The 23,121-nt window shown below is 52.4% G+C and carries 18 protein-coding genes and 3 pseudogenes; 11 read left to right on the top strand and 10 right to left on the bottom strand.

The features are described from left to right. Positions 1–19: 19 nt before the first annotated feature. Together ORL50_RS13450 and ORL50_RS13445 are read left to right on the top strand one after the other, a co-directional pair. Positions 20–952, top strand: a complete 933-nt coding sequence (locus ORL50_RS13450; protein WP_266015545.1) for a DMT family transporter — start codon at positions 20–22, stop codon at positions 950–952. 300 nt (positions 953–1,252) lie between these two features. Next, on the top strand, positions 1,253–2,314 hold the full coding sequence (locus tag ORL50_RS13445; RefSeq protein WP_266015543.1) for an acyltransferase family protein: 1,062 nt from the start codon (positions 1,253–1,255) through the stop codon (positions 2,312–2,314). 20 nt (positions 2,315–2,334) lie between these two features. Here ORL50_RS13445 and ORL50_RS13440 read toward each other — a convergent pair whose 3' ends face one another. Further along, positions 2,335–3,225, bottom strand: a complete 891-nt coding sequence (locus ORL50_RS13440; protein ID WP_266015541.1) for a sensor domain-containing diguanylate cyclase — start codon at positions 3,223–3,225, stop codon at positions 2,335–2,337. A gap of 229 nt (positions 3,226–3,454) precedes the next feature. Here ORL50_RS13440 and ORL50_RS13435 point away from each other — a divergent pair, with 229 nt between their 5' ends. Next, entirely contained in the window at positions 3,455–3,769 is a 315-nt protein-coding gene (locus tag ORL50_RS13435; RefSeq protein WP_266015539.1) for a DUF2834 domain-containing protein, read from the top strand. Positions 3,770–3,830: 61 nt separating this feature from the next. On the opposite strand, the gene ORL50_RS13430 is transcribed toward ORL50_RS13435, so the two are convergent. Then, positions 3,831–3,956, bottom strand: a complete 126-nt coding sequence (locus ORL50_RS13430; protein ID WP_266015537.1) for a hypothetical protein — start codon at positions 3,954–3,956, stop codon at positions 3,831–3,833. 289 nt (positions 3,957–4,245) lie between these two features. Between ORL50_RS13430 and ORL50_RS13425 the strand changes: the two genes are divergently transcribed. Both ORL50_RS13425 and ORL50_RS13420 read left to right on the top strand, forming a co-directional pair. Next, the gene (locus tag ORL50_RS13425; RefSeq protein WP_266015535.1) at positions 4,246–5,211 is read left to right on the top strand and encodes an EamA family transporter; all 966 of its coding nucleotides are present in this window, start codon (positions 4,246–4,248) and stop codon (positions 5,209–5,211) included. Between the two features lie 638 nt (positions 5,212–5,849). Beyond that, positions 5,850–6,833 carry an LLM class oxidoreductase gene (locus tag ORL50_RS13420; RefSeq protein WP_266015533.1) on the top strand — a complete coding sequence of 328 codons (984 nt, stop codon included), beginning with the start codon at positions 5,850–5,852 and terminating at the stop codon, positions 6,831–6,833. A 415-nt stretch (positions 6,834–7,248) separates the two neighbouring features. Here ORL50_RS13420 and ORL50_RS13415 read toward each other — a convergent pair whose 3' ends face one another. The 5 genes and pseudogenes from ORL50_RS13415 to ORL50_RS13390 all read right to left on the bottom strand — a co-directional run. Next, positions 7,249–7,551: a putative quinol monooxygenase gene (locus tag ORL50_RS13415; RefSeq protein WP_023047152.1), complete on the bottom strand. Its 303-nt coding sequence runs from the start codon at positions 7,549–7,551 to the stop codon at positions 7,249–7,251. A gap of 228 nt (positions 7,552–7,779) precedes the next feature. Then, entirely contained in the window at positions 7,780–8,880 is a 1,101-nt protein-coding gene (locus tag ORL50_RS13410; RefSeq protein ID WP_236319084.1) for a low temperature requirement protein A, read from the bottom strand. A gap of 98 nt (positions 8,881–8,978) precedes the next feature. Continuing rightward, complete coding sequence (locus ORL50_RS13405) at positions 8,979–9,518, bottom strand: DsbA family protein (protein WP_078047886.1); 540 nt, start codon at positions 9,516–9,518, stop codon at positions 8,979–8,981. Positions 9,519–9,529: 11 nt separating this feature from the next. Next, positions 9,530–10,072 carry a redoxin domain-containing protein gene (locus tag ORL50_RS13400; RefSeq protein WP_078047885.1) on the bottom strand — a complete coding sequence of 181 codons (543 nt, stop codon included), beginning with the start codon at positions 10,070–10,072 and terminating at the stop codon, positions 9,530–9,532. Positions 10,073–10,584: 512 nt separating this feature from the next. Then, positions 10,585–11,625, bottom strand: a pseudogene (locus ORL50_RS13390) (putative bifunctional diguanylate cyclase/phosphodiesterase); the annotation flags it as partial. Between ORL50_RS13390 and ORL50_RS29115 the strand changes: the two are divergent. Both ORL50_RS29115 and ORL50_RS29110 read left to right on the top strand, forming a co-directional pair. Then, a pseudogene (locus ORL50_RS29115) lies at positions 11,548–12,222 on the top strand (PAS domain-containing protein); the annotation flags it as partial. The pseudogenes ORL50_RS13390 and ORL50_RS29115 sit on opposite strands and share 78 nt — an antisense overlap. Positions 12,223–12,321: 99 nt before the next feature. Then, complete coding sequence (locus ORL50_RS29110; protein WP_416236029.1) at positions 12,322–12,759, top strand: methyl-accepting chemotaxis protein; 438 nt, start codon at positions 12,322–12,324, stop codon at positions 12,757–12,759. An 85-nt stretch (positions 12,760–12,844) separates the two neighbouring features. Here ORL50_RS29110 and ORL50_RS13380 read toward each other — a convergent pair whose 3' ends face one another. After that, positions 12,845–13,180 carry a hypothetical protein gene (locus ORL50_RS13380; protein ID WP_266015508.1) on the bottom strand — a complete coding sequence of 112 codons (336 nt, stop codon included), beginning with the start codon at positions 13,178–13,180 and terminating at the stop codon, positions 12,845–12,847. 466 nt (positions 13,181–13,646) lie between these two features. On the opposite strand from ORL50_RS13380, the pseudogene ORL50_RS13375 reads away from it, so the two are divergent. Beyond that, positions 13,647–14,115: pseudogene (locus ORL50_RS13375) on the top strand (hypothetical protein). Between the two features lie 26 nt (positions 14,116–14,141). Here ORL50_RS13375 and ORL50_RS13370 read toward each other — a convergent pair. After that, on the bottom strand, positions 14,142–15,716 hold the full coding sequence (locus ORL50_RS13370) for a GGDEF domain-containing protein (RefSeq protein WP_266015791.1): 1,575 nt from the start codon (positions 15,714–15,716) through the stop codon (positions 14,142–14,144). A gap of 1,464 nt (positions 15,717–17,180) precedes the next feature. On the opposite strand from ORL50_RS13370, the gene ORL50_RS13365 reads away from it, so the two are divergent. Both ORL50_RS13365 and ORL50_RS13360 read left to right on the top strand, forming a co-directional pair. After that, positions 17,181–17,417, top strand: coding sequence for a hypothetical protein (locus ORL50_RS13365; RefSeq protein ID WP_194693038.1), 237 nt, complete (start codon positions 17,181–17,183; stop codon positions 17,415–17,417). A gap of 1,467 nt (positions 17,418–18,884) precedes the next feature. Continuing rightward, complete coding sequence (locus ORL50_RS13360; protein WP_323055230.1) at positions 18,885–20,402, top strand: sensor domain-containing diguanylate cyclase; 1,518 nt, start codon at positions 18,885–18,887, stop codon at positions 20,400–20,402. Positions 20,403–20,838: 436 nt separating this feature from the next. On the opposite strand, the gene ORL50_RS13355 is transcribed toward ORL50_RS13360, so the two are convergent. Then, positions 20,839–21,759, bottom strand: coding sequence for a sensor domain-containing diguanylate cyclase (locus ORL50_RS13355; RefSeq protein ID WP_266015502.1), 921 nt, complete (start codon positions 21,757–21,759; stop codon positions 20,839–20,841). A 360-nt stretch (positions 21,760–22,119) separates the two neighbouring features. On the opposite strand from ORL50_RS13355, the gene ORL50_RS13350 reads away from it, so the two are divergent. After that, on the top strand, positions 22,120–22,530 hold the full coding sequence (locus tag ORL50_RS13350) for a response regulator (RefSeq protein ID WP_266015499.1): 411 nt from the start codon (positions 22,120–22,122) through the stop codon (positions 22,528–22,530). Positions 22,531–23,121: the final 591 nt, after the last annotated feature.

Here is a 23,121-nt window from a genome sequence, read left to right as displayed (position 1 = left end):
CCCTGTCAGGTGCCATTCGATGAACGTCATACGCAGTCGCTTATCACTTTTGACTGGCAGCGCATTGCTGTTGGCCATGGTCGTCAGCTGGAGCTCGGGTTTCATCGGGTATCGCTACGTCGCCGATCAGGGCAGCGTCTACCTGGCTTCCCTGTGGCGCTTTGTCCTGGCAGCCGCCGTTTTACTCCCGCTTGCCTGGGCAGGATTGCGCGCATTGCGCGGCACGGACGTAGCTCATCAAGGCCTGCTGGGGCTGTTCGCGATTGGCGGTTACATCGGACCGATCGCCGCCTCCATTCAACTGGGTGTCGAGCCGGGCACTGCCTCACTCATCGCCAATCTGTTGCCGCTGACGATGGTGGTGTTGGCCGGGAGCGTGCCCGGGCAACGCACCCGCGGCTGGCAGTGGTTGGGCCTGGCGCTGTGCCTGACCGGCATGCTGGTGGCCAGCGCCGCCAGCGTCAAATGGGATGCCGCAGACCTCTGGGCCTACAGCCTGCCACTGCTGGGAGTGCTCTCGCTTGCAGCGGCCACGCTTTTCCAGAAAGCGTCACCCGGTACATCGATGCCGGCGTCGACGGCGCTGTTCATTCAGGTGTGTGCAGTGATTCCGGTGTTTGCGCTGCTGGCCTGGCTCGAAGGAGAAATGCGCCCACCGCCCAGCGCAGGTTTTACTGCGGGCGTGGTTTGGCTGGTGGTGTTCGCGACTTTGGGTGGTTACGGTTTTTATTGGCTGTGCCTGCAACGCTTCAGTATCCAACGCATCAGTGGCGCACTTTTCCTGGCTCCCCCGGTGACCATGATTTGGGCTTGGCTGCAGTTCGGCGACCCGTTGACCGTCAGTGCGATAGCAGGCGTCGGCTTGACCCTGCTGGGCCTGCCATTGCTGGGCATGAGCGCTATGGATAGGCTTGGTTCCAGCAACGCCCGGCGCAGCAAGAGTTGTACTTGATACAACTATCAACCACTAACTTTTGAAGTAAAAAATCAGAGCTTTTTTGACGCCATATTTGAGTCATTAGTCCATTCGTCATAACGCAAGAAACCGCCTTGCTCTTTTAAACAGCGCTGCTAACGTCACTTCACGCCGAGCGATTTAGTTGATAGAAGTTTTGTTATAGCGCGGTCTTTTTGCGTGTGACTGCTGCGCCTATAGATGTCAGGTATTTCTCTATTATCAGTCTGCGGCAGGTGTATCGCTTTCGCCTTTACTTTGACGCCACCTTCGAGCCTGACTGATAAGGATCTCGCCATGAATTCGTCGCTACAGGCCCCGGCTGACAAGCTGGAGAGTGTCCAGATGCTGCGCGCCATCGCGGCGCTCGCGGTGGTCTTTTTCCATATCCCCTTGTTCCGCAATGGCGACTGGGGCGTGGATATCTTCTTTGTCATCAGCGGCTTCATCATGGCCATGGTGACCGCTCAATCAGGGAGCCACTTTTTTACCAAACGAGTGATACGTGTCGTGCCGTTATATTGGCTTGGCACCTTCGGCGTTTTCGCCGTTGCCCTGTTACTGCCCAGCCTGCTGGACAACACGACGGCGGATGTACCTGGGCTGCTTAAATCGCTGTTCTTCATTCCGTACCAGAAAGGTGTCTATGTTCAGCCCTTGCTGTATCTGGGCTGGACGCTGAACTATGAAATGTTCTTCTATGCACTGTTCGCCCTCTCCATGGCCATCAGTCACCGCTATCGCCTGCTGATTTGCTCAAGCCTGCTGCTGGCGCTGGTGGTGGTGGGTCACCTGGCGAAGTTCGAAACACTGTTGGCCAACTTCTACACCCAGCAGATTCTCGCCGAGTTCGCCCTCGGCATGGGCTGCTACGCCGTGTACGCCCGCACGGCTGAGTGGCGCAGCGTCGGCCCCGGCAACGCTGCGCGCGCGGTCCTGATACTGATTGGCCTGGCGGCGCTGGTGTACATGCCGTTGTCCTATCACCTGGCAGAGTCCCTCGGCCGTGGGTTGGCCTGGGGTATACCGGCCGCCATTGTATTCCTCGCATTGGTGCATGGGCTGACCGCGGTCGATTTGCCTGGGTGGGTGGTGTTGATCGGCGATGCCAGTTATTCCCTCTACCTGTTTCACCCGTATGTGTTGAAGGTGTTCAACAAGGTGTTTCATGTCTTCGACGCACCCGGCCCCCTGGCCTACCTGATGACTCCCGTGAGCATCATTCTGTGCTGCATCGTGGCAATCGTTATCTACCGCCTGGTGGAACTGCCCATGACCCGTTGGCTACGCGCCATGTTCATTGACCGCCGGAAACTGGCCAACCGGCCGCAAGTCGTGCCGACGGCAGGAGCCGAGTAAGGGCCAACTAACGCTTGCGCTCACTGGCCCGACACCACCTGGCAATCATCGTCCACCGCGCATTGGCGCTTTTTGATCTGGTACATATCGCCATCGGCATGGCTCAGCAAGGTATCTGCATCCTCGCCGTCCGCGGGGTGGAACGCCACGCCGATACTGCAAGAAGGCATCTGCAGCCAGCCGAACTCCGGGCCCAGCGGCTCGGCCAGCGCTGCGAGTATCTGCTCGACCTTGGCATAGACTGCCGCCTGGGATTGGATGTCGGTCAACAGCACCGTGAACTCATCGCCGCCCATCCGCGCCACCAGCCCCGCCTTACCTACACAGGCTTCCAGCCGCCGCGCAACCTTGCACAGCACTCGATCACCTGCCGCGTGCCCATGCACATCGTTGATGCCCTTGAAGTCATTAAGGTCCAGGAACATCAGGGCCAGGCTCGTCTCATCGCGGCGTGCCGCTTGCAGGGCTGAGTCCAGCCGAACATTGAACAGCGAACGATTGGTCAACGCGGTCAACGGGTCATGATGGGCGAGGAAGCGTAATTCCTCTTCGGCCTGAGTTAGTGCAGTTACGTCGCGCGCCACACCGATTCGCGCCCCGACTTCCTCGGACCAGAAAGCGGCCCAGAGGATGTGCACGATGCTGCCATCCTTGCGCAGGTAGCGGTTGCGGAAATCAAAGTGCGGCTGGCCACTCATCACCCGGACGATGGAAGCCCGGGTGATCGCCAAGTCGTCAGGATGCATATAGTTAGTGATCGGCGTGCCTGTCAGTTCGTCGGCACGGTACCCGAGCAGCGCCTTGCACCCATCGCTCACGAAGACGATGCGGTTTTCACTGTCGACCACGAACACAGTGTCCAGCATCAGATGGATGAGTTTCGGGTACAGCGCTTCCAGGTCAACGGGCATAGGTCTGAAGAGTCCGGTTTTTGTGGATTAGGCACCGAAACGGAGCAAGTGTGGATACTGCAGGTTTGCAGACGAAAAGGGCAAGCGCCGCGCTCAACCAGCCATCGGTAGCCGTCAGGGGCGATTCGGGCGATTGAGTCCTTATGCGTGGCGTCCATGACCTCTCAGGTCATTGAGCGCCAGCAAACCTGTCACTACTGTGCCAGGAAACCGATCAAAGGACAGGGCTATGGTACTTCGCCTCACTGCGCTGGCATCGCTGGTGCTCTTTTCGATATATACCGGCTGGACGATGCTGAATGCCGAGCAATCGCTGCTGGCCTTCGGGCATGAGCTGATGACCCGACCTGACACTGCCCAGGTGGTCATCGACCTGTACCTCATGGCAGCGCTGGCCTGCATCTGGATGGCCAAAGACCACCGGTCGCGCGGCGGCTCCCTCATTGGCCTGCTTCCCTACCTGATACTGACTGCCGTATTCGTTTCCGTGGGGCCGCTGCTGTACCTGGTGGTCAAAGGCGCGGTTTGGCAGCGCGAAGCATGACCAGAACTTTGACCGCATAGCCACTTGTCGTGAGGGAGTGCAGTCGACCGATAGCAGACACTCACCAGCACTTCTCATCAGGCATCACTACATTCGACTCGATCTTCTTCCCCATGCTGATGCGGGGTTCGGTCGAATAACCCAGCGATTCATAAAAGGTTTTGACACGCTCGGCGATGGTGTTCATTTGAGTAGTCGGCAATAACATCCATGGTGCAGCCCTCGATTGAAGGAGCTGACGCTAGCGCCTTGGCGTGGGGAATGTCCACTGGCTCGGCACTCAGATCCAAAGTCATACGATCTCTAATCAGAACAACTTTGAACAGACACTGCGCTAAATCCAGATATCAAAGCCTCACAACCAAAGACCCACTTGCCCAGCCTAAGCGAATACGGTACAAAAAGACCTAGTTGTACGACAACATAATAAAAACCACACGCCATCACGATTGGCCTGTCACTCTTCGAGATCTGCCATGTCCCGCCCTACCGTTGCCGTTGCGCAAACCGTACCGCCGCCCTTCCCCCGCCATCTCGCCGTGATCATTCTGTTGTGCATGGGCTGCGCTTTCGCTGGCAACCATGTGGCAGCACGGGTGGCTTTTGATGACGGCGCGGGCGTGTTGCTGGCGATATTGATGCGTTCTGGCGCGACCTTGCTGGTGCTCGCCATCATGGTGCTATGGCAAAGACAAAGCCTGCGACTACCGGCCGGTGCCTGGCGCTGGCAACTGCTGCTGGGCTTGCTGATTGCCGCGCAGAGCCTGTGCCTGTACTCCGCCGTCGCTCGGATTCCGGTGGCCCTGGCGCTTCTGGTGGCCAACGTGTTTCCCATCCTGCTGGCGTTGCTCACCTGGGCAGTGGGTGGGCCGCGGCCAACTGCCCGCACCACTGCGCTGATGGGTTTGATTTTGTTGGGGTTGGTGTTTGTGCTGGATGTGCCCGGGCGTCTTTCTGCCTCTACCAACGTCGGCCCGGAATGGCTGGAGGGCGTCGCCCTGGCGTTCTGCGCCGCCAGTGTGTTCGCCTGCGCGCTGTGGGTTACCGACCACAAATTGTCTCAGGTGCGCGGTTCGGTGCGCAGTCTGCTGACCATTTTTATCGTCTTCAGCAGCGTCAATCTGGCGGGCCTGACGGGCGCGCTCCCAGGCGGCCTGAACATGCCCGCGACCTCCACTGGCTGGCTGGCCCTCACCACGTTGGTGGTGTTGTACGGCACGGCTTTTATCGTGCTGTTCATTTCGGTGCCTCGGCTGGACATGCCACGCAATGCGCCGGTCATGAACATCGAGCCGCTGGCGACGTTGTTGATGGGCTGGCTGGTGCTGGATCAGATGCTGAGCGCGGGCCAGGTGCTGGGCGGGGTGATAGTTGTCACTGGCATCGTTTTGCTGACCTATCGTAAATCAGCGGTCAAGGCTGGCGCCAAAGCGGTTGTGTGAGCGACAAGGGGAAAACCTTGGTGCGCTGAATATCCAACTGATAAGGAAAGACCTATTGGCCATGGAACAGCAATTCTTCCGATTGACGGTGCATGGTGAGCGCATGTCTGAAATGCATATGCAGCAAATCGACCGCAGCTGAGCGGTAGGTAATTTGCAAGAAGATCCGGTTGCCCTGTGAATGGGGATTAAACTGATATACGTCCGCTTTAGGTCGTTTTTGCGGCCCGTCGCGAGAGGCAGAAATCGGCCAATAGCGGCCGTTCTGGAATGGTAGGAAACGACCGATAACTGTCTTCGATACGCAACTTTCGCCCGGAAGCGGCTCGATTGTAAGAATATGGCGGAGAGCTGCAAAACCGCCTACGCTTATAGAATGATTCCTCGAACGCCTTGCCCATCTGATGGTATAGAGCCGAGAGATCTGACTTCCTTTGACCGTCCGCTTAACACCCACCCGGACCAACCCTCGCCTATCGCCAGCAACTGGCCCCTGAGTCCGGTCCACACGACCAGCAGTACGGCGCAACGGGTAAAAGCCAGACCCAGTCCCCCCACCTGCCGTTCAAAAGCGACCGATGTCGCAGCACCTCTGGAAACGGGGGCGCTGTTCACGTTCTGCCATGAGGTCAATCCGTATGTATCGGCCGAGCACGATTCCTTACCAGCAGCATCGAGGGTTCAGCCGAACCTTCACTCAGGGGCATTTGAGCCTTGGATTGTTCTTTCCCATGGAGGCCTTCGACGGGGACACTCCGAGCATGCTCAACCAGGTCACACTGGCTAAACAAGCCGAGGCGCTGGGCTTCTGCGCGCTCTGGTTTCGCGACGTGCCGCTTCGCGACCCTGGCTTCGGGGATGTCGGCCAAGTCTTCGACCCCTGGGTTTACCTGGGTTATATGGCCGCCCATACCTCGGAGATTGCACTTGGCACCGCCTCCATCGCCATCCCGCTGCACCATCCCCTGCACACGGCCAAGGCGTCAGCCAGCGTCGATCAGTTGAGCACTGGTCGCTTGATTCTGGGGGTTGCTTCGGGAGATCGGCCAGTGGAGTTTTCGGCGTTTGGCGTCGATCCCGAAAGGCGTGGAGAGATCTTTCGAGAACACTACGAAGTGATTCGCCGTGCCCATAGCACCAATTTTGAGCCCATCCACTGGAGCACTGGTGAAATGCAAGGCGCAGACCTGATTCCGAAACCTACCACCCAATTCATTCCAATGCTCGTGACCGGCAACAGTCGCCAGTCACTGGATTGGATCGCGCGTGAGAGCAACGGATGGATCAACTATCCACGCATTCCGAACATGCAGCGGCTGGTCGTGGAAGATTGGCGACTGGAGGTCACGAAACAATGTGGTTCTGTGTATAAGCCCTTTACTCAGTCGCTGTACATCGATCTCGATGAGAATCCGTCAACGCCACCCACACGTATCCATTTGGGGTTCAGACTTGGACGTTACCATCTACGATTTTTGCTGGAGTCGCTTGAGGAAATCGGCGTGGACCACGTCATTCTCAATCTCAAATACGGCAAGCGCCCTGCGGTGGAAGTTATTGAGGAATTGGGTACACACATCGTTGCGCAGTTCGGAGTGCAGCCGCGTCAGGCAGCTCATTGAACATCGGTCACTGCTACGCCGACGAATGCTCACTTGACGAAACCATTAGGTGTCACGGCGCGGATGACCTACGGTTCTATATCAATGATGGAGATCTTCGCGCCATGAGCGACCGGTGCCCGGCAAACAATCTACCCTACCCATCCTAAACACGTGATGAGCACATTGCCTTGCAGATTCTGTGCGGCTTCCACGCCGTCCATGGACACGATTTGCGCGCATATCCTTTCACTTATACCGAACGCGCAAGCATGGCATGAATCCTGGACACAGCACTTTAGCCATGACATCTATCTTCAATACAAGTGTTTTAATTGATCACCGCCCGGGACAGCGGCAGGCCCAGGCGATCCTGATTTTCATACAAGACATCGTGAGCCTCCCCGAACTGAATGAAACTTCCTGTTGGATTTGCTTAACCGGGCAGCTTGGCTGCAAGGACGTCAACCTTCTCGATTGATGGCGGTTCGGCAAACAGCTCGGCAGCGTTTGCCATAAGCGCCGCCGCGACCTTGCCCGAAAGATGCGCCTGCCGGCCCGCTTCATCCGGGAATGCGTCAAAGATGCCAAAGGTGGACGGCCCCAAGCGGATTCCAAACCAGGCTGTAGTGGCTGGCTCCTCCTCCACTAACGGAAGGCCGCCCAAAAGAAAGCTTTCTACATCCTTTTCTTTCCCGGGTTTTGCTTCCAGGCGAACGAACAACGCTACTTTGACCATGATGTGACTCCTGTTGTTACGATGCGACTGGCGCTATCAGATCGCGATAGCTAAGAGGGGTATCCGAGACTCTTAACTATGGTCGACGATACCAGGATTACAACCCCAAATAGACCAAGGGTAGCGGCGAGTAGCGCACGGGCAGTGAGAACGACGTAGTGGGCAGCATATAACCGCAAGTCAGCCGCTTGCTCACTTGGTACCACCCTCTGGTCTGATAATAATGATTCAACGATATCTGAAATTTAGAAAAACATAAGAGATCATGGTTGCTGTCAGGCCGACCAATATGTACTCGACGCGGGGTAAAAACACGACTAACCCGCCCAAAGAAAACACTATCAACGTGTTTTGTAGTATGTATTTCCTTATTCTACTCACGGCTATGAAATAGCCATATTGCTTACCTAGGAAAAACAAGGCCATGCCGGTGATCGACATAATCTGAAAATCGCGTATCGCAATGTCGTTCAGGATCGCATGCCTAATCAAATTTGCCAGAAGTGCCAGCCCCATAAAAAGAAAAAGGTGCGAGTAGATTAAGGCGTGCCCACTCATACTGCTTTGATGCTTGTTCAATAAGTAAAAACTATCAAAATAGATCCACCAGATACTGCAAATCATGATAAATCCGGTGATGGCCGCCATCACATTATAATAACCCCATTGAATGTTAGACAAGCCTCCGGAAAGGCTAATAATTGACTCCCCCAATAAGATTAGGGTGAGTAGGCCTATGCGCTCAACCAAATGTTCCGTGTGTGCTGGCAACGGTTTTAGTTTAGTCCAGAAAAATACAGGAAACAGAATATCAAGAACAATCCCAATATAAGCAACAAGGTAACGCAAGGGCGGGTCAAAAATAACGGATGAAAGACTAATAACTGCGCTAACTAATAGGGCGAAACCAAGCCTTGAGGAAAGTTCGCCGCGAGAATCGAGTTTACTAATGGATGAAATGTACATAACACTGATGATCGCTCGTATACCAAAATAGCAGGCAATAATAAGCGGGTAGTTCACTTCCAGGTCTTCCCCAATCCGTGCCGATAGCACAATGAGCAGGAGCATTATGAATAATGTTGCCAAACGGTGAAGATTACTGTCTGTATCGAACCTGTTGGAGTAAATCGTGTGACTGGACCAGATCCACCACAACGGTACAAAAAGCAGTAAGAATATCCATAATTGCTTATGTTCAAAGTGGCCGTCATGAACATGTCCGAGAGTGTGCGTAACCTGGCCTATCGTAACAACGAAAGTCAGGTCAAAAAACAACTCCAACCATGTGGCGTGTCGATTTTCTTCATAATACTTCAAAGATTTCATTAGTTGCCGGCTCCGTGTCCACCTCTTTAATGTAAAAGGAAGCTAACGTTGGTTTTTCCTCGGCTCCGATGTGGGTGATGCCAAGCCGATTTGGCTCTCTAGCGATTTCGTCCACGCACTAACAAAAGCTCAATCATCTGACTCATCCCGATGAACTCTGGAACTCCGTCATAGCGAAGCCCGTCAATGTAAAACGCTGGGGTGCCATTCACGCCACTGCGTACACCGCCATTGAAATCGGCTTGTATTTTGGGAATGTAAGTATCCTCTTGCATTGCAAGATCGAATTCCTCCTTGGGAAGGCCGTGTTTGAGAACGATGGCGCGATACAGCGGCAGGCCCAATCGATCCTGATTTTCGTACAATTCGTCGTGGGCCTCCCAGAAGAATCCTCGACTCCCGGCATACTCAGCGGTGACCGCTGCACCCAATGCATGGGGGTGAGCGGTGGTCAGAGGGAAGTTACGGAACACAAACAGCAAGTCATCGCGAAAATGCTGTTGCAGATTCTTGACCATCCAATAAGCTTCACCGCAATAGGGACATTCATAGTCGCCAAATTCCACCAAGGTGACCTTGGCATGCGCACTTCCCTGGCGATGGTCGTTGGCACTTACCGGGACTTTGAGAGTGGCCATGTAATCACCTGTTAATTTTTGGTTGGCGTGCTTTGTGGCGAATTCACCAGAGCATCCAGCGCATCCAGAATGCCGTCCGCCCCAGGGTTGATTGCCATTGGTGAGACGTAGCTCCAGGCGACCACCCCCTCCTTGTCAATCACGAACAGTGCCCTCTTACAAACTCCGAGCTGGGACTCGTACGCTCCATACTGTCGTGCCACCGCCCCTTTGGGCTCGAAATCGGCCAGCAGGCTGAAGTGGAAATTTCGATCTTTGGCAAAGGCCTGATGACACCAGGCGCTGTCAACCGAGATACCCAATAGCACCGCACCATATTCTCTGAAGGTGGGTAACAACTGGTTGTACAAGGTCAGTTGGTCACCACACACCGAAGTCCAGTCAGCGGGATAAAACGCCAGTATCACGGGATTTCCCTTTAGCTCACGCAGCGACAACTGTTGATCAGGGGTTGCGTGAAGAGTGAAGTCGGGCGCGACAGTGCCGGCCGGCAGCGGACCCTGAACCAGGTCGCCATTGGTTTTTTGTGCATCATCTAACTCTGAAGTATTCATTGCTTGAACCTTGATAGATGGGTGGTTGGGACGTGCTCAGTGGGATACGACGTGCCCGGCGGGATAACTCCATCCACCATCAAGGGGAAAAAAAAGACAACGCTGCCTCGATCTCAGCCTGAGCCTGAGTAATTTCGGCAGCGAAACGTTTACGTTCCGCATCAAGGAACACAAGAAGATCCGCCGTGTAATCGCGGAATTGGATTAGGCCAGGTTGGCAGGGGAATGGTCGGATTCGCTCTGGCTCACCAATGACTATAGTCGTTGATGACGCTTACCGTAGTAACTGAACGAATTTTCGGTACCCTCCAGTGCCAACAACAGTCACGCGCTTAATGCGTCCACGGCCAGGCGTGTTGAGCAGAGCTTGGGTCTAAAGCGCTCAGTTTCCCAAACGCTTCTGGACCCGGCAAAAGATCTGAAGCGCTCAACAGGAACGCTCCAGGACCGAAGTGGCAACTGAAGTGTGGTTCAGGGCAACCGGACTCGTTTAAATCTGCGAATTCGCCTGTTCAAACCTGCGAACAGACAAGACCGGGCGTCAGGGACCGGGATTCGCGTAGGCTAATGAAGGCCTCAAGGTCTGCACTGGGCATCGGTTTGGCAAAGTAATACCCCTGAAAAATATCGCAGCGACTGCCCTTCAGGAAATCGATTTGAGATGTGGTTTCCACACCTTCGGCGACCACCCTCAGGCTGAGGTGATGGGCCATGGAAATAATGCCTTGGGTGATCGCTGCATCGTGATGGTCGGTAGCGATATCTCTGATGAAAGAACGGTCAATCTTGATCTTGTCGATGGGTAAGCGTTTGAGGTAGCTGAGGCTGGAATAACCGGTGCCGAAATCATCGAGCGCAATGCGTACACCTAGAGCCTTGAGCTGGTGCAACGTGTCGATCGCCTGCTCAACGTTATGCAATAAGAGCGACTCGGTAATCTCCAGTTCCAACTGCCCTGCGCTAAGTTCGTACCTGTTCAGCACTGCCTGGATACACTCGACGAACTGCCCACGCTGGAAATGTATCGGCGAAATATTCACGGCCATCGAGATGCCTGTGATGCCCTGCTCGCCCAGCTGCCGCAACTGCGCGCAGGCGGTATCGAGTACCCAAAGGCTCAGCGGGATGATCTGACCACTGTCCTCTGCCACCGGCACAAACACCGCCGGTGAGATAAATCCTTTTTCCAGATGATTCCAGCGCAGCAGTGCTTCGATCCCGACCACCCGGCCCGTGCGTGCGTCTATCTGCGGTTGGTAATGCAACTGGAACGATTGAGTTTCGATAGCCTTTTGCAGGTCATTGCGCAGGCTCGCGTGCTCGCAAACACGTTGATTGAGGTCGCTGGTGTACCACTGAAAGTTGTTGCGCCCTTTCTGCTTGGCTTTGTACATGGCCATGTCCGCCTGCTGGATCAGTTGCATCGGCTGCTCGATGTGGCCATCGCTCAGGGTGATGCCGACGCTTGCACTCACATGCAGGTCAATACCCTGGATGCAGTAGGGTCTGGCAATGCTGGCCATCATGCGCTCGGCTACCCGCAGGATCGACTCCGAGGTCTTGCCATGGCCGATATTGTTCCGCGGTACGTATCAAAGCTTCCGTGCTTTCACAACTTTCGAGCAGCTGTCGCCGCAGGCAAGTCCATCACTGACGAGTACAGGTACCTGCATGCTGACGGTTCATTGGTGTGGCTTCATGCACATTGGCAGCCTATAACGGATGCGACTGGACGGTTGAGTCATATCACGTGCTATGCGACGAACATTACCTCTCGCGTGGAAAAAGCATCGGAAAACGCCTCCTTCATTGACGCATTGCTTCGTTCGACGGCGGTGATCGAGTTCGATCTCACTGGCCACGTTATCATGGCTAATGACCAATTTTTAAAAGCGATGGGCTACAGTTTGGGCCAAGCTAAAGGTAGTCACCATCGTATTTTCTGCAAGCCAGAGGAAGCCTCATCCCAACAATACAAAGACTTTTGGTTAACTTTGAACAAGGGAGAGTTTGTTGCAGGTCGATTTGAACGTATTGACAGTCGTGGTCAAACCGTATGGCTGGAAGCGACGTACAATCCGGTTTATGACACCGAAGGAGCACTCTGCAAAGTCGTTAAATTTGCAGCGGTAGTCACCGATCAAGTGGCCCGTGAGCAAGAGGTCAGTAAAGCCGCGCAAACTGCATTTGAAATTTCCCAGCAGACGGATGTTATTGCTCAGCGCGGAGCACTCGTAGTCAACGACACTATGCATACCATGCGTAAAATTGCTGTTGATATGCAGACTGCCTCTCGCGGGGTCGAAGCGCTCGGTAAGCAGTCATTGTTAATCAGCTCCATCATTCAGACGATAAGTAGTATTGCCCAACAAACCAACTTGTTGGCATTGAATGCTGCGATTGAAGCTGCACGCGCAGGTGAGCAGGGTCGAGGCTTTGCGGTGGTGGCTGATGAGGTTCGACAATTGGCTGGGCGTACCAGCACTGCTACTGAAGAAATTGCATCGGTTGTCTTGCAGAACAAGAAGCTAGTGGATGAGACCATAGCTGAGATGGCAAACAGCAAGTTCCAAGCAGAGCAAGGCCTTGAACTTGCCACACAGGCTGGCCTGGTAATTGTTGAGATTCAGGATGGCGCCAAGAGTGTAGTCGACGCAGTGGGCGCATTTGCGACTCATGTGACTTAGAACGCGCAGTCACGCTGCGGTAGCGTTTCCGATAGCCAAAATGATCGCTTTGAGCAAAAGTATAGTGGTTCTCTAAGGAGAGCCTCTACATCGACTTGACCGAAACTACTTCCACATACTTGTACTTCTTCCTGGCAGCCTTCACGGCCTCTTGCTCGGCAAGCAACGAGCTCAACGTATAAGCCTCGTGAATCAACTCGTGCATCTTCCCCTCAAAGTCATTGCCAACCCGGAGCGTGACCCTAAGCCTAGGGGTAAACGCATTCTTTACTGCTTTCTTGACGGTGGGAGCTACAGCCGGCTTGGTAAGGACAACCTCGGGCGCAGATTCCTGCACCGGAGTGGTTGAAACCTGCACTTCGGGCTCATCCGTACCGAACAGAGCACGACGCATTTCTTCTTCAGTTAATTCAGAGTTCATAGGGCATCTCAAAGGAGTGATAATTAGCTAAACAAAGTTTACTAGGATTGTTACTGACCGTTGTCGTCGGGGACTGCTAGGCGTCACATCCCCAGTTCGATTTCGATCCGAGAGCCCCTCAAAGCGCGCGAAAGCTTTTCCTTCGGCAGTCGTGTGATAAGCCCGTCAGCTAAATCACTTGCATGACGTGCGTATAGCGTTACCTTGTCATGAATGGGCCTTCTATCCGATACGAAAGTGTCCAATATCTCTTGGGCAATTTTCAGTATATTCAGGACTTCCTGGCTCATCCTATCGGTGGACATGTGTTCAACGACTGATCTAGACGGCGCGGCTGCGCTACCCCACATCTCTACTACCACTTGGAGCAGCCCGTCTGAGCCAAAATGCTCAAGGGCCATCTCCCATAGCAGAGCTTCCTGCGACATATCGAGCCGGAACCTAGTCATTGCGGAGTTCTAACAGCATGAGGCTCTTTCTTGATTGCGAGTTTACCCAGCGCTCGGCGGCAGCAAAAGCTTATTTCGCTGGCGTTGGTGGCCGAGGATGGACGCGAATTCTACGCGGAATTGATCGACACATGGCGAGAAGCTGACTGCAGCGACTTCGCAATCAAGATCGTCCTTCCGCAGCTCTGGGGCGGAAGCTATGCACTACCCATCATTGGCGCAAGGTCAGCACTGTTCGACTTCCTCACGTCGTTCGACGAAGCCCTGGAGATTGTCACAGACGCCCCGCAGTACGACTGGGAGCTTTTCTGTGAACTAGCGTATGACGATGGGAAATGGCCAAGAAATGTCCGAAATCACCCTATTGATGCTAACACTCTGAAGGTTATGAACGATGGGGTACCGCTTCCACATCACGCCCTCTTGGATGCCCGTATCATCGCCGGCATGTTCGCGGCGAGGAGTCCAAATCAAGGGCTACCCTGATCGACCATATCGATCAGCAGTGTGTGTTAATTATCGAGTGGAGTGAAAGGCCGCTTCTTAGTCATTGCAATCCCCATCCGACCCAGTTGTTTAACGTCATACATCGCCTGATCCGCTGCTTTTAGCAACGTATCCAAGCTCTGCCCGTGGAGAGGACAGATCGAAACTCCGATGCTGCACGAGAGTAGTACCTCGCCTATGGTCGTGACGACCGGCTGCGCGATAGCTTCTAGTATCCTCGTGGCCTTCATTTCTGCGCTTTCTGGGCTCCTAAGATCTGCGATCAAAGCCACGAACTCGTCTCCGCCGTAGCGTGCGACCGTGTCACACGAGCGCTTGGACGCGAGCATGCGGTCTGCAACCACTCGAAGAATCTCGTCGCCGACCTCATGGCCGTGCTTATCGTTAATTTCCTTGAAGTAATCCAAGTCGATTAATAGCACTGCAAACGGAACACCCTTCACTTGCCAGTCGGCATAAACCTGATGAAAGCGTTCGGCGAAAAGGTAGCGATTCGGCAATTGAGTAAGCACGTCATGGGTTGCGAGATAGGCCGAGCGCTCATGCTCGACCTCAGCCCTTTCAATCGCCTGGAAATGCCGAATTAAAACAAGCGGCATCATTACGAGTGCACCTCCCAGAACCGCGAGGATAATCAATGTCTCCGCCGTTAAAAAATCCTCTACACGCAACTGACGCTCAAACAGCAGTGTCATCGGTTGTGAAGTGGTTCTGATCTCAACTCGGCTGGCCAGGCGCGGCAATAGCAGGCGATCCAGTAAACTTGCTTGCTGAGTCTGCGTGGAAAACACATCACTTTCAGACCCGGCTGCAGTTTTCAGGATAGCTCTTATGTGAACCAAGAAGTCTACGTTCGCGTTGTTCACGGCATCGAGCAGCGAGTTCGTCTTGACCAACAGCAAAGTCACCATCGTACTGCCGAAGAAATTGGGACGGGTGTCCTGTCTTACCTGCTTTGGCCGACTGACTGACTGCATCAGTATGTAAGCATTGCCTCCCTCGTACATGGAGAATACCGGTGAAACCACAGGTTTCTGGCTGCTGTGGGTTCGTGCCAATGCGTAGGACAGGTAGGCCACGGTTTCCAGCCTTACTCCGTAGATTGAGCTGGATTCAGGGAGTAGCGGGTACATAAACAACACCGGCCACGTCTCATTGAGAAATGCCTGAGGTTGGCTAGGCTGCTGAGTGAGGCTCGGGAACTCTTTCAGCTCGAAGTCATGCCGCCATGTTCGCCGCAACAGTTCTTCAAAGGCGGCTTGCTCAGCTAGGGGAACAGCCCGCGCGGCCTCAAGCATGTAGATATGTGGGTATGCTGATAGGACGGCTGCCGCATAACGGGCCGCAGCATCCGTGTCGCTCTGATCCACGGCCTGGAGGAATGCTGAAAAACCCGCAAGAACAGCTTCATTGGTATCAAGCTGATTTCGCACGATGCCGGAAATATTTTGCACGTATTCGGAGAATCGCTGTTCTCTGCGTTGAGTCTCGGACTTCAACAGCAGCCAAGCAGAAAAAGTAACCAGGCCAACAGCAAAAAAAATAAAACCAACCATAGAGCTGCGGCGCTTAGTCAACATCATCCTGATTTCCCACTGCGCAGAGCGTTAATCATCATCGTTCCGACTTTGTCAGCTTTCCTAGGGTCACTGAATTTGGGCTCTCAGCTGGACGTACGCACCAGTAGCCAGAACCCATCTGCGGCAGGCTAAGGGCCCCCAGGTCGAGTTCTTTGGACTCCATTCGCAAGCTTGTATCAATTTCGTTGAACTGGCTTGGATTGTTGTTGAGCAAGGACGCTGTTTACCAGCTCTAGGTTGAGACGTTGGCATTCGCCATCAGCTTCTGACCGCGTCTGATATGCAGCCTTGGAACGCGACTTCTCGTCATTATCGTAGATGTTGAAACCTATAGGCGCCGTTTCGCAGTAGAAGCGTGTTCCGTTGCGCACAGATCCCGTTTCGATAGGGATCGCAGGAATTACAACAAATCTCGCATTCATCTTCATGCCCTCGTGAATCACCCCATACCTATTAGCGGCTATAGGCCAGTACAGCAAGTAATCGTCGCCAGTTTCCGATGAAGAACACTGAGGGATTTGGCGTCTAAGCGCTTCGAATGCTCGATTTCACGAGTTTTTTGAGCCTAGCCAGGCTGCCTGAAATCGTCCTCGTATTCGCCTCCTACTCATAGGTTTCCCAAATTTTCGAGGGCCTTCGAAGACCTTTGAAAGAAAACGCAAAATCTAGCCGCGCCTTCGTCGCGAAGAAGCGAGTTCTACATGACTTACAGACAGCTAGGGCTGACACCCTTCCTGAGATAGTCGTCCTTTCAAAATTTTTAAGCAGAGACAAAAAAGAGGCAAAGAGGTAGAAGCAATCGATCCGATTCCCCTAACAAGTCATACCTCCGGGAAAAATGGCCAGGTAGATCTCTGCTGTTTTTTGATTTCAAATATAAGAACTCCGTCGCGATTTTTTGAATTCAAGGGGGGCTCCTGAACTATATTTTCACGACACACGTTCGCCTGCAGGTGAAAGCAGCCTTCGGCCCGCCGCCCCTGACCTTCAAAAATGAGTTCGCGAGCCAAGATGAGATGGCTCAATCACCAATGTCTGATGGAGTAATTGAGGCCAATTAACTCGTGAAGGTGGTTTTTAGCGAGCCAGTGCTACCACGTTTTCCTAGCCAATCGAGCTGGTTCTGCCCTTCACGTCTGAATCCGAAGCTCAGGCCGTAGGATATCGAAAGGCAGGGAACTACAAATAGCCGCTGTTTTTTGAGTATCGGTCTCGCGAAACCGAGGCCGATGCATAACATTAGCTAAGATCTGCATCCTATTTTCTATTTCATTCACACCGCCTTACACCGCAGGCAGTGGGAATTAGGTTCCCTACCCTTCTTATGAGCCCACCGCAGATTGACAGCAGTGGTTAAAAATGCTCATGCGACTCCCTCTTTCACCAAATGCCGCAAGGTGGCAATTTTGGGTAGGATGGGGTATTGATTGGTCACCGGCATACGGGCCGGATGAGGAAGCGAAAATGACGACTGATCGTGAAATTGCGTTGGAAGTTGTAATTGCAGCGCTTCTTAAGGCCGCGAGGCACGATAAGAACGAAATTCTAGAGCGCGCTAAGGGGCTGGTTGTGGACGGTGCAATTGGTGATTTTCACAGCAAATCAGCAGCCAATGCTGCTCTCAGAGAAATTTCCGGGCATTTAAACCCATCTTTATTCAACGCTCAATATGACGAACGAGCGAAATCCATCTCACACTAAGTGAGGCCGGAGAGGGCCCTGCCTCCTTTATTCCGGCTAAAGGCACCTCCTCTGCAGGTGCCTTTTTTATGAGATCAATTTCTTAGTAGGGTTCTGAATCGACGCTGTTTTGCTCGACTGGCTGCTCAACACGGAAGGTCGTGTCACTAGGCACAGGGGTCATGAATCAGACCTCCGTCCTATTATGGAGCGATATCCGCCACGGACTCGTGCCCGTTGAGATAGATGGCTGGCACTCACACTCTTCAACGACTGTGACCCTTGGACTACTGCGAATACCGCAGCTAGCGAGATGGCTGCGCAGGGTTAGAAACCTTGCCACGCTATGGCACCGACCCAGTCGAGCTGCTTAGTACTTGGGGACGTCAGAGGCTCGAAGTTTTACTCGCTGCGCTGTGAGCCTGCATCCAAAGCTCTGCATTTTGATGGCACGTGAGTTCGACTTGCAGTTTGTGCGTTGCGTACCCCTTTTAGGGGACGGCTGTCGTGAACCAAGCCTTCGCGTAAACGCCAGCGTCTCGGCCCTTACGGGCTTCCATCCTTACGCCTCCGGCTTTCGCCTGCGCGTTCCGCTTGCTTCAATCATTCGGCTCTAGTGCCCCATCTACTGCTTCGGCTCTTGCGTGTGGGCTTTATGTTGCTGGCATCGATTCAGTGTTTGTACTCCGCCCGCTCTAAACCGCCTTGACCGACCTGCCCTCGGCCTAAGACGCGCATCCAAGCCATGAACGAGCCAACAGCGGAGCGCAACTGGTCGGAGTATTGGAATGGAAACGCAGCCAGCTACGTGCGAGCTGGACGTCGCCATTGGCGTGCGCTGAACAGCCAACTACGGTTGCTCTCCTACGCTTAGGGGACGAATGTAAGCGTCTGGCAAGCACACCTATGAATGTGATGAACCGAAGATAAGGGCATCAGCATTTGTCCATAGGCTTGGCCCATGACTTACCAAGTTCTCGCGTTGGCAGGACTCAGATGCTCAAAAACGCAGCGACTCCATCGTAATGTTGAGAGGCATGCCAGATATTGTAAAAGTAGATATGAATTTCAGCTCCCCTGTGCCTTGAGTCGAGCCGCGTCAGTACCAGCGGAGGCAGTTCGTTTGTCAACGTGGAAGTCTGTTGGGGCGTGGGGAGGCTTTTTAAGAAGCGTAGCAAGTTCCAGGTTGAAATCTGAACGTCTTGACCACGTCCGCCTGCGTCTATACTCGCGCCGTTGCGAGCAGGTGATAGGTGCACTTCATGTGGTTAACGCTTCCAGTAATGGTTGGTTGCAACGGTTCCGGTCGAACCATGCTCGCGCAACTAGCAGGCACATTTGTTGCAAGACATATCCGCGAAGTTTCCGCTTGTCACATTAAGTCAATAAAAACACCCTCGCTCGAGATGAGAAATCCCACATACTCGGCATAGTTTTGAGCTGCTTCGTCTGTAAAAAACTGTTAATGGCAAGATCATAGGAGAAACTGTGGATACCCCTGAGACCACCCAAGGTTTATACTTTTGGTCTAGAAGATTACCCGCCACAGCTATATCGATTGTTTTTATGATTCTGGTAGCCATTTCGATTGTGAGCATTTACTGGTTCCAGTCAATTCAAAACAAAGCGTATGAAATCTCCCAAGCAAATATAGTATCAGAAAATTTGACACAATCTATCGCGCAGCAAGCGACAGATACTTTCGACGAAGCCAACATAATTTTAGACGAACTAATTGAAAGAGTTTCAAACGATCATTTTCTTACTAATATCGAAGCCGCCCAAAAATTGCTCACAAAGAGAGTTTTCACAACAGAGCAGCTTCACGGTCTATTTTTCTATGATAAACATGGGCGTTGGCTACTATCTTCGTTCGAAACAACACCAGACGCAGCAAACAATTCAGATCGGGATTACTTCATATTCCATGCAAACAATGTCACGCTCACACCACGGATAGGCAGAGCAATAATAAGCCGAACGACCGGTGAGTGGATCATCCCATTCACAAGACGAGTGAACGACGGGGATGGCCAGTTTAAAGGCGTAGTACTGGCCACAATAAAAATGACCTACTTTGATCAATTTTTTTCGAAATTTTCGATCGATGATAACGGAGCAATTTTCTTAGCACTTAATGACGGCACTATAATAGCTAGAAGACCTTTCACCGAAAATTTGATCGGCACTTCGCTCGCAAAAAGTGAAATTTTTTCAATTTATTTGCCACTGTCGCCAGCGGACACAGTGATGATCAAATCTATTATCGATGGTGTAGATCGACTATTCGGATATAGACTACTCCAGAAATACCCTTTAGTTGTAGCGGCTGCAAACTCCAAAGACGCTATTCTAAATTCCTGGCGAATTGGAACAGCTAAAATGGGAGCTATGATCGGCACAGTACTCTTAGTAAATACTTTCGTAGGGTTTCTTTTAATTAAACAAGTACGTCATGGCGCTAGAATTGAAACCGATTTGACCAAATCGCAAGCAACATTGGAAAAACTGGTACTGCAGGATCCTCTTACAGGACTTGCAAATCGACGTCATATGGAGAAGAGCCTGCAGCTTGAGTGGCTTCGTGCTACTCGGAATACATCACCCTTAAGCTTGATAATGCTTGATATTGACTTTTTCAAAAGCTATAACGATCATTACGGCCACATCGCTGGTGATCAATGTATCACTACGGTTGGACAAACCGCTGCGCGGTTGATACGCAGGCCATCGGACTTAGCGGTACGATATGGCGGTGAAGAATTTGCATTACTGCTTCCTGATACAGATTCAACCGGTGCTTATATTATCGCCGAGAAAATCCGATGCGGGGTAATGGATTTAGCAATTCCGCATCAAGAAAATCCTGCCGGTGTGGTCACTGTTAGTTTAGGTGTCCATACGTGTATTCCAGATTCTGTCGACTATCAACTTTTACTAGCGAAGGCTGACTCGGCGCTTTACTCTGCCAAACGTACCGGTCGCAATCGAACCGCGCACACATGACCACAACAAGAACCGGCGGCACAGAACATTTTTACCTGATGTCTGAGCGATGAAGTACCGGACACTACGATTTTTCGTCGTACTGATGAAGCGCCAGAACTTATCCCTTCAGTAGAAGGATCAAATTTATATACAAAAACTTTGTTTTTTGAAATTATTGTAATACAGATTACCGAAAATCTTGTAGCGTCATCCGTCCGCATATATTTTTATGAATAATTATCACACGTAGAACACCAGAAAACTTGCTGTTAGTTGGAAACTCACCCTACATGCCGTATCAAAAAACGCTTTTTCTAGCCATCATTTCGTATGTAGTAACCTATAAGAATTTAACATGACCGGCTGGTTGTCTACAGGTTTTCCCAGATTCCAGCGACGTATAATTCATCAAGTTATGAATAGATTTGAGCACCGTCATTAACAACTCCAGTTACTAAAACTTTTTCGAACGTTTCTGCTCGTACATCTGCTTATCGGCCAAGGTCATAGCGGAGCTTATGCTGGTGCCAGCGTTAGCCATCGCCAATCCCACAGATGCACTAACGCCTAATTGTTGAAGTAAAATATTAACTCTTCCACAGAGTGCTTCGCCAGCAGCTATATCGCAGTTATCCCCGATGATTCCAAACTCATCGCCGCCCAACCTGGCTACTATATCGTCCGCTCGAGAAGCTTGTTTCAAGGCACTGGCGGCCCTCATAATAATGTCATCTCCGGCAGCGTGGCCAGAGCGATCATTGACAAGCTTCAGATCGTCTAGATCAATTATTAAAATTGCCGTAGAGTTGCCATACCGACGATTTCGACTATCCCGAGAACTCGCCAATTGATCCCACCCTGCACGGTTTAGAAGCCCGGTGAGGCCGTCGGTAAGCGCTTGGGCTTTGAAACGCTCTGCTCTGCTTGCTTCTTCATCAGCCTTCAATTCCATTTGCAAAATCTTGCTAAGCACCTTGCCGACCATCTCGATTAGCTCTTGATCTTCCTTGATTTTTTCAGGTTGAGGTGCAGGATCAATCGCGCAAAGCGTACCAAACAGGGAACCGTCTGACAGTAATAGAGGAACACCAATATATGAGTGGATCGCTATTTGCCGTCCGATCGGTGCAGCCGCGTAACAGGGCACCAATTTGCAATCTGGCGCGATACCTGGCCCCTTCCCGCGTACCATCTCACTGCAAAAAGAGTCGCTCCACTTAAGAACAGTACCAGGGGGGATGTTGTAGCCATGGTCTTCCGAATGCAAAACAGTCCAGTTATTACCGTCTGTGCGGGTAACCATCCACAGATCGAAGCCTAGCCGGCGTCTCAAAAATGAAAGCACTTCTTGGGACGTATCTGCGAAATCATTCATGTGGTGTTTCGACTCATAGGTTTGGTATGACTAAACCAGGCGCGACCATCGCCAAAAGCGCCGAATGCTGAAAAGGCACGCGATTGTAGCTGCGCAGCACATCCCGAAGCATAGCCTCCGATCGAGAAAATAAGAACTTTTGATCAGCAACTCACACCTTCCCGCCTGCTCAGGGACGTGCAGCTTTGCCAGGTGCGCCACAGCGGAGTCGAATGCTTGGACGACTTGAACAGGCCGCGATTCCAACTAAAGAGGCCGCCCTAGCGTCAACGGCAGTTCGCGCCAAAGCACAATTTTACGCTTACACTTGGAACATCTGCACTGAATTCAGGCGTATTTGTCCAGCTCAGGAGGGCATGTGTGAACGTCAATTGGGAAGGGATATTGCCGATTCGAGGGAAAGTCATTGTTATTGAGGATGACCCGACCCTACAAATGCTGCTGACCGACATCATGAAAGAGATAGGTGCTGAAACTGTCGCTTTTGATACGGCTGACGATGCTTTGACCTACCTGCTCCAAGCGAACGGCGAGTGTCCCCTCGTAATTGCAGATCATGGCGTACCTGGGCAGGTTCAGGGCACCGAATTTATACAAATGATCAAAGGTAGATGGCCTCACATCGCCGCGATTCTTACCTCTGGATATCTGATTGGCCCAGAGACTGTACCGGCAGACACGATCTACTTGCACAAACCCTGGTCTTTGGACGATATGGTTGTAGCCGTCGCTGCACTTATTCAGCCGGGTCTACCCATCACCAAACTATGAGTCGCTCGATCACCGACGATTGAATCCGACGGGAGCTTGCTAAGCAGCAGCACCAATGCTTCGTCAATTTCGTCCGCAGCGCCGTGCTTGAAATCTAGATTTGCCCACTGCTAGTAACGATCCGACATCAATCTACCAACGGCTTGCGAGCAGACCTGATCAACGCTCTATCCCCGTTGCATAACAGCGGCGAGGACGGCCAAGAGGGCTTGTTCTAAATGATGTAAGCGTTGACTAGATATGGTGGTAAAAATAGCTGCTGCTGAATTGAGCGAGCTATCTTAAAGTGATATCCGCCTGCCATCAAAACATACGAGCAACGGTCTAATACCAGCTGAAAAGCCATGCTGTTTTCTAATGAATAGATGTTTGCCATTCTATAAGTGGCGTACGATTGCCACTTCCCAACCTTACAATGAGCCCAACATGCTTCCACTGCAGAGCTCAATCAAACTGCACATTCCAGCCGGCTAGTCCATCGCCAACCAGCTGAACCACGAGTTGATCGAACACCTTCCGGTCGGTGTTTATCTCTGTGACGAGCAGGGAATCTTGGTTGCCTATTACCGAAAGACAGCAGAAATCTGAGGC

This window comes from Pseudomonas sp. RIT-562, from assembly GCF_026241895.1.
In the GTDB taxonomy this organism is placed as follows: Bacteria; Pseudomonadota; Gammaproteobacteria; order Pseudomonadales; family Pseudomonadaceae; genus Aquipseudomonas; species Aquipseudomonas mandelii_F.
The sequence above is the reverse complement of the archived record's forward strand: the minus strand, read 5'-3'. Positions and strand labels throughout refer to the sequence as shown.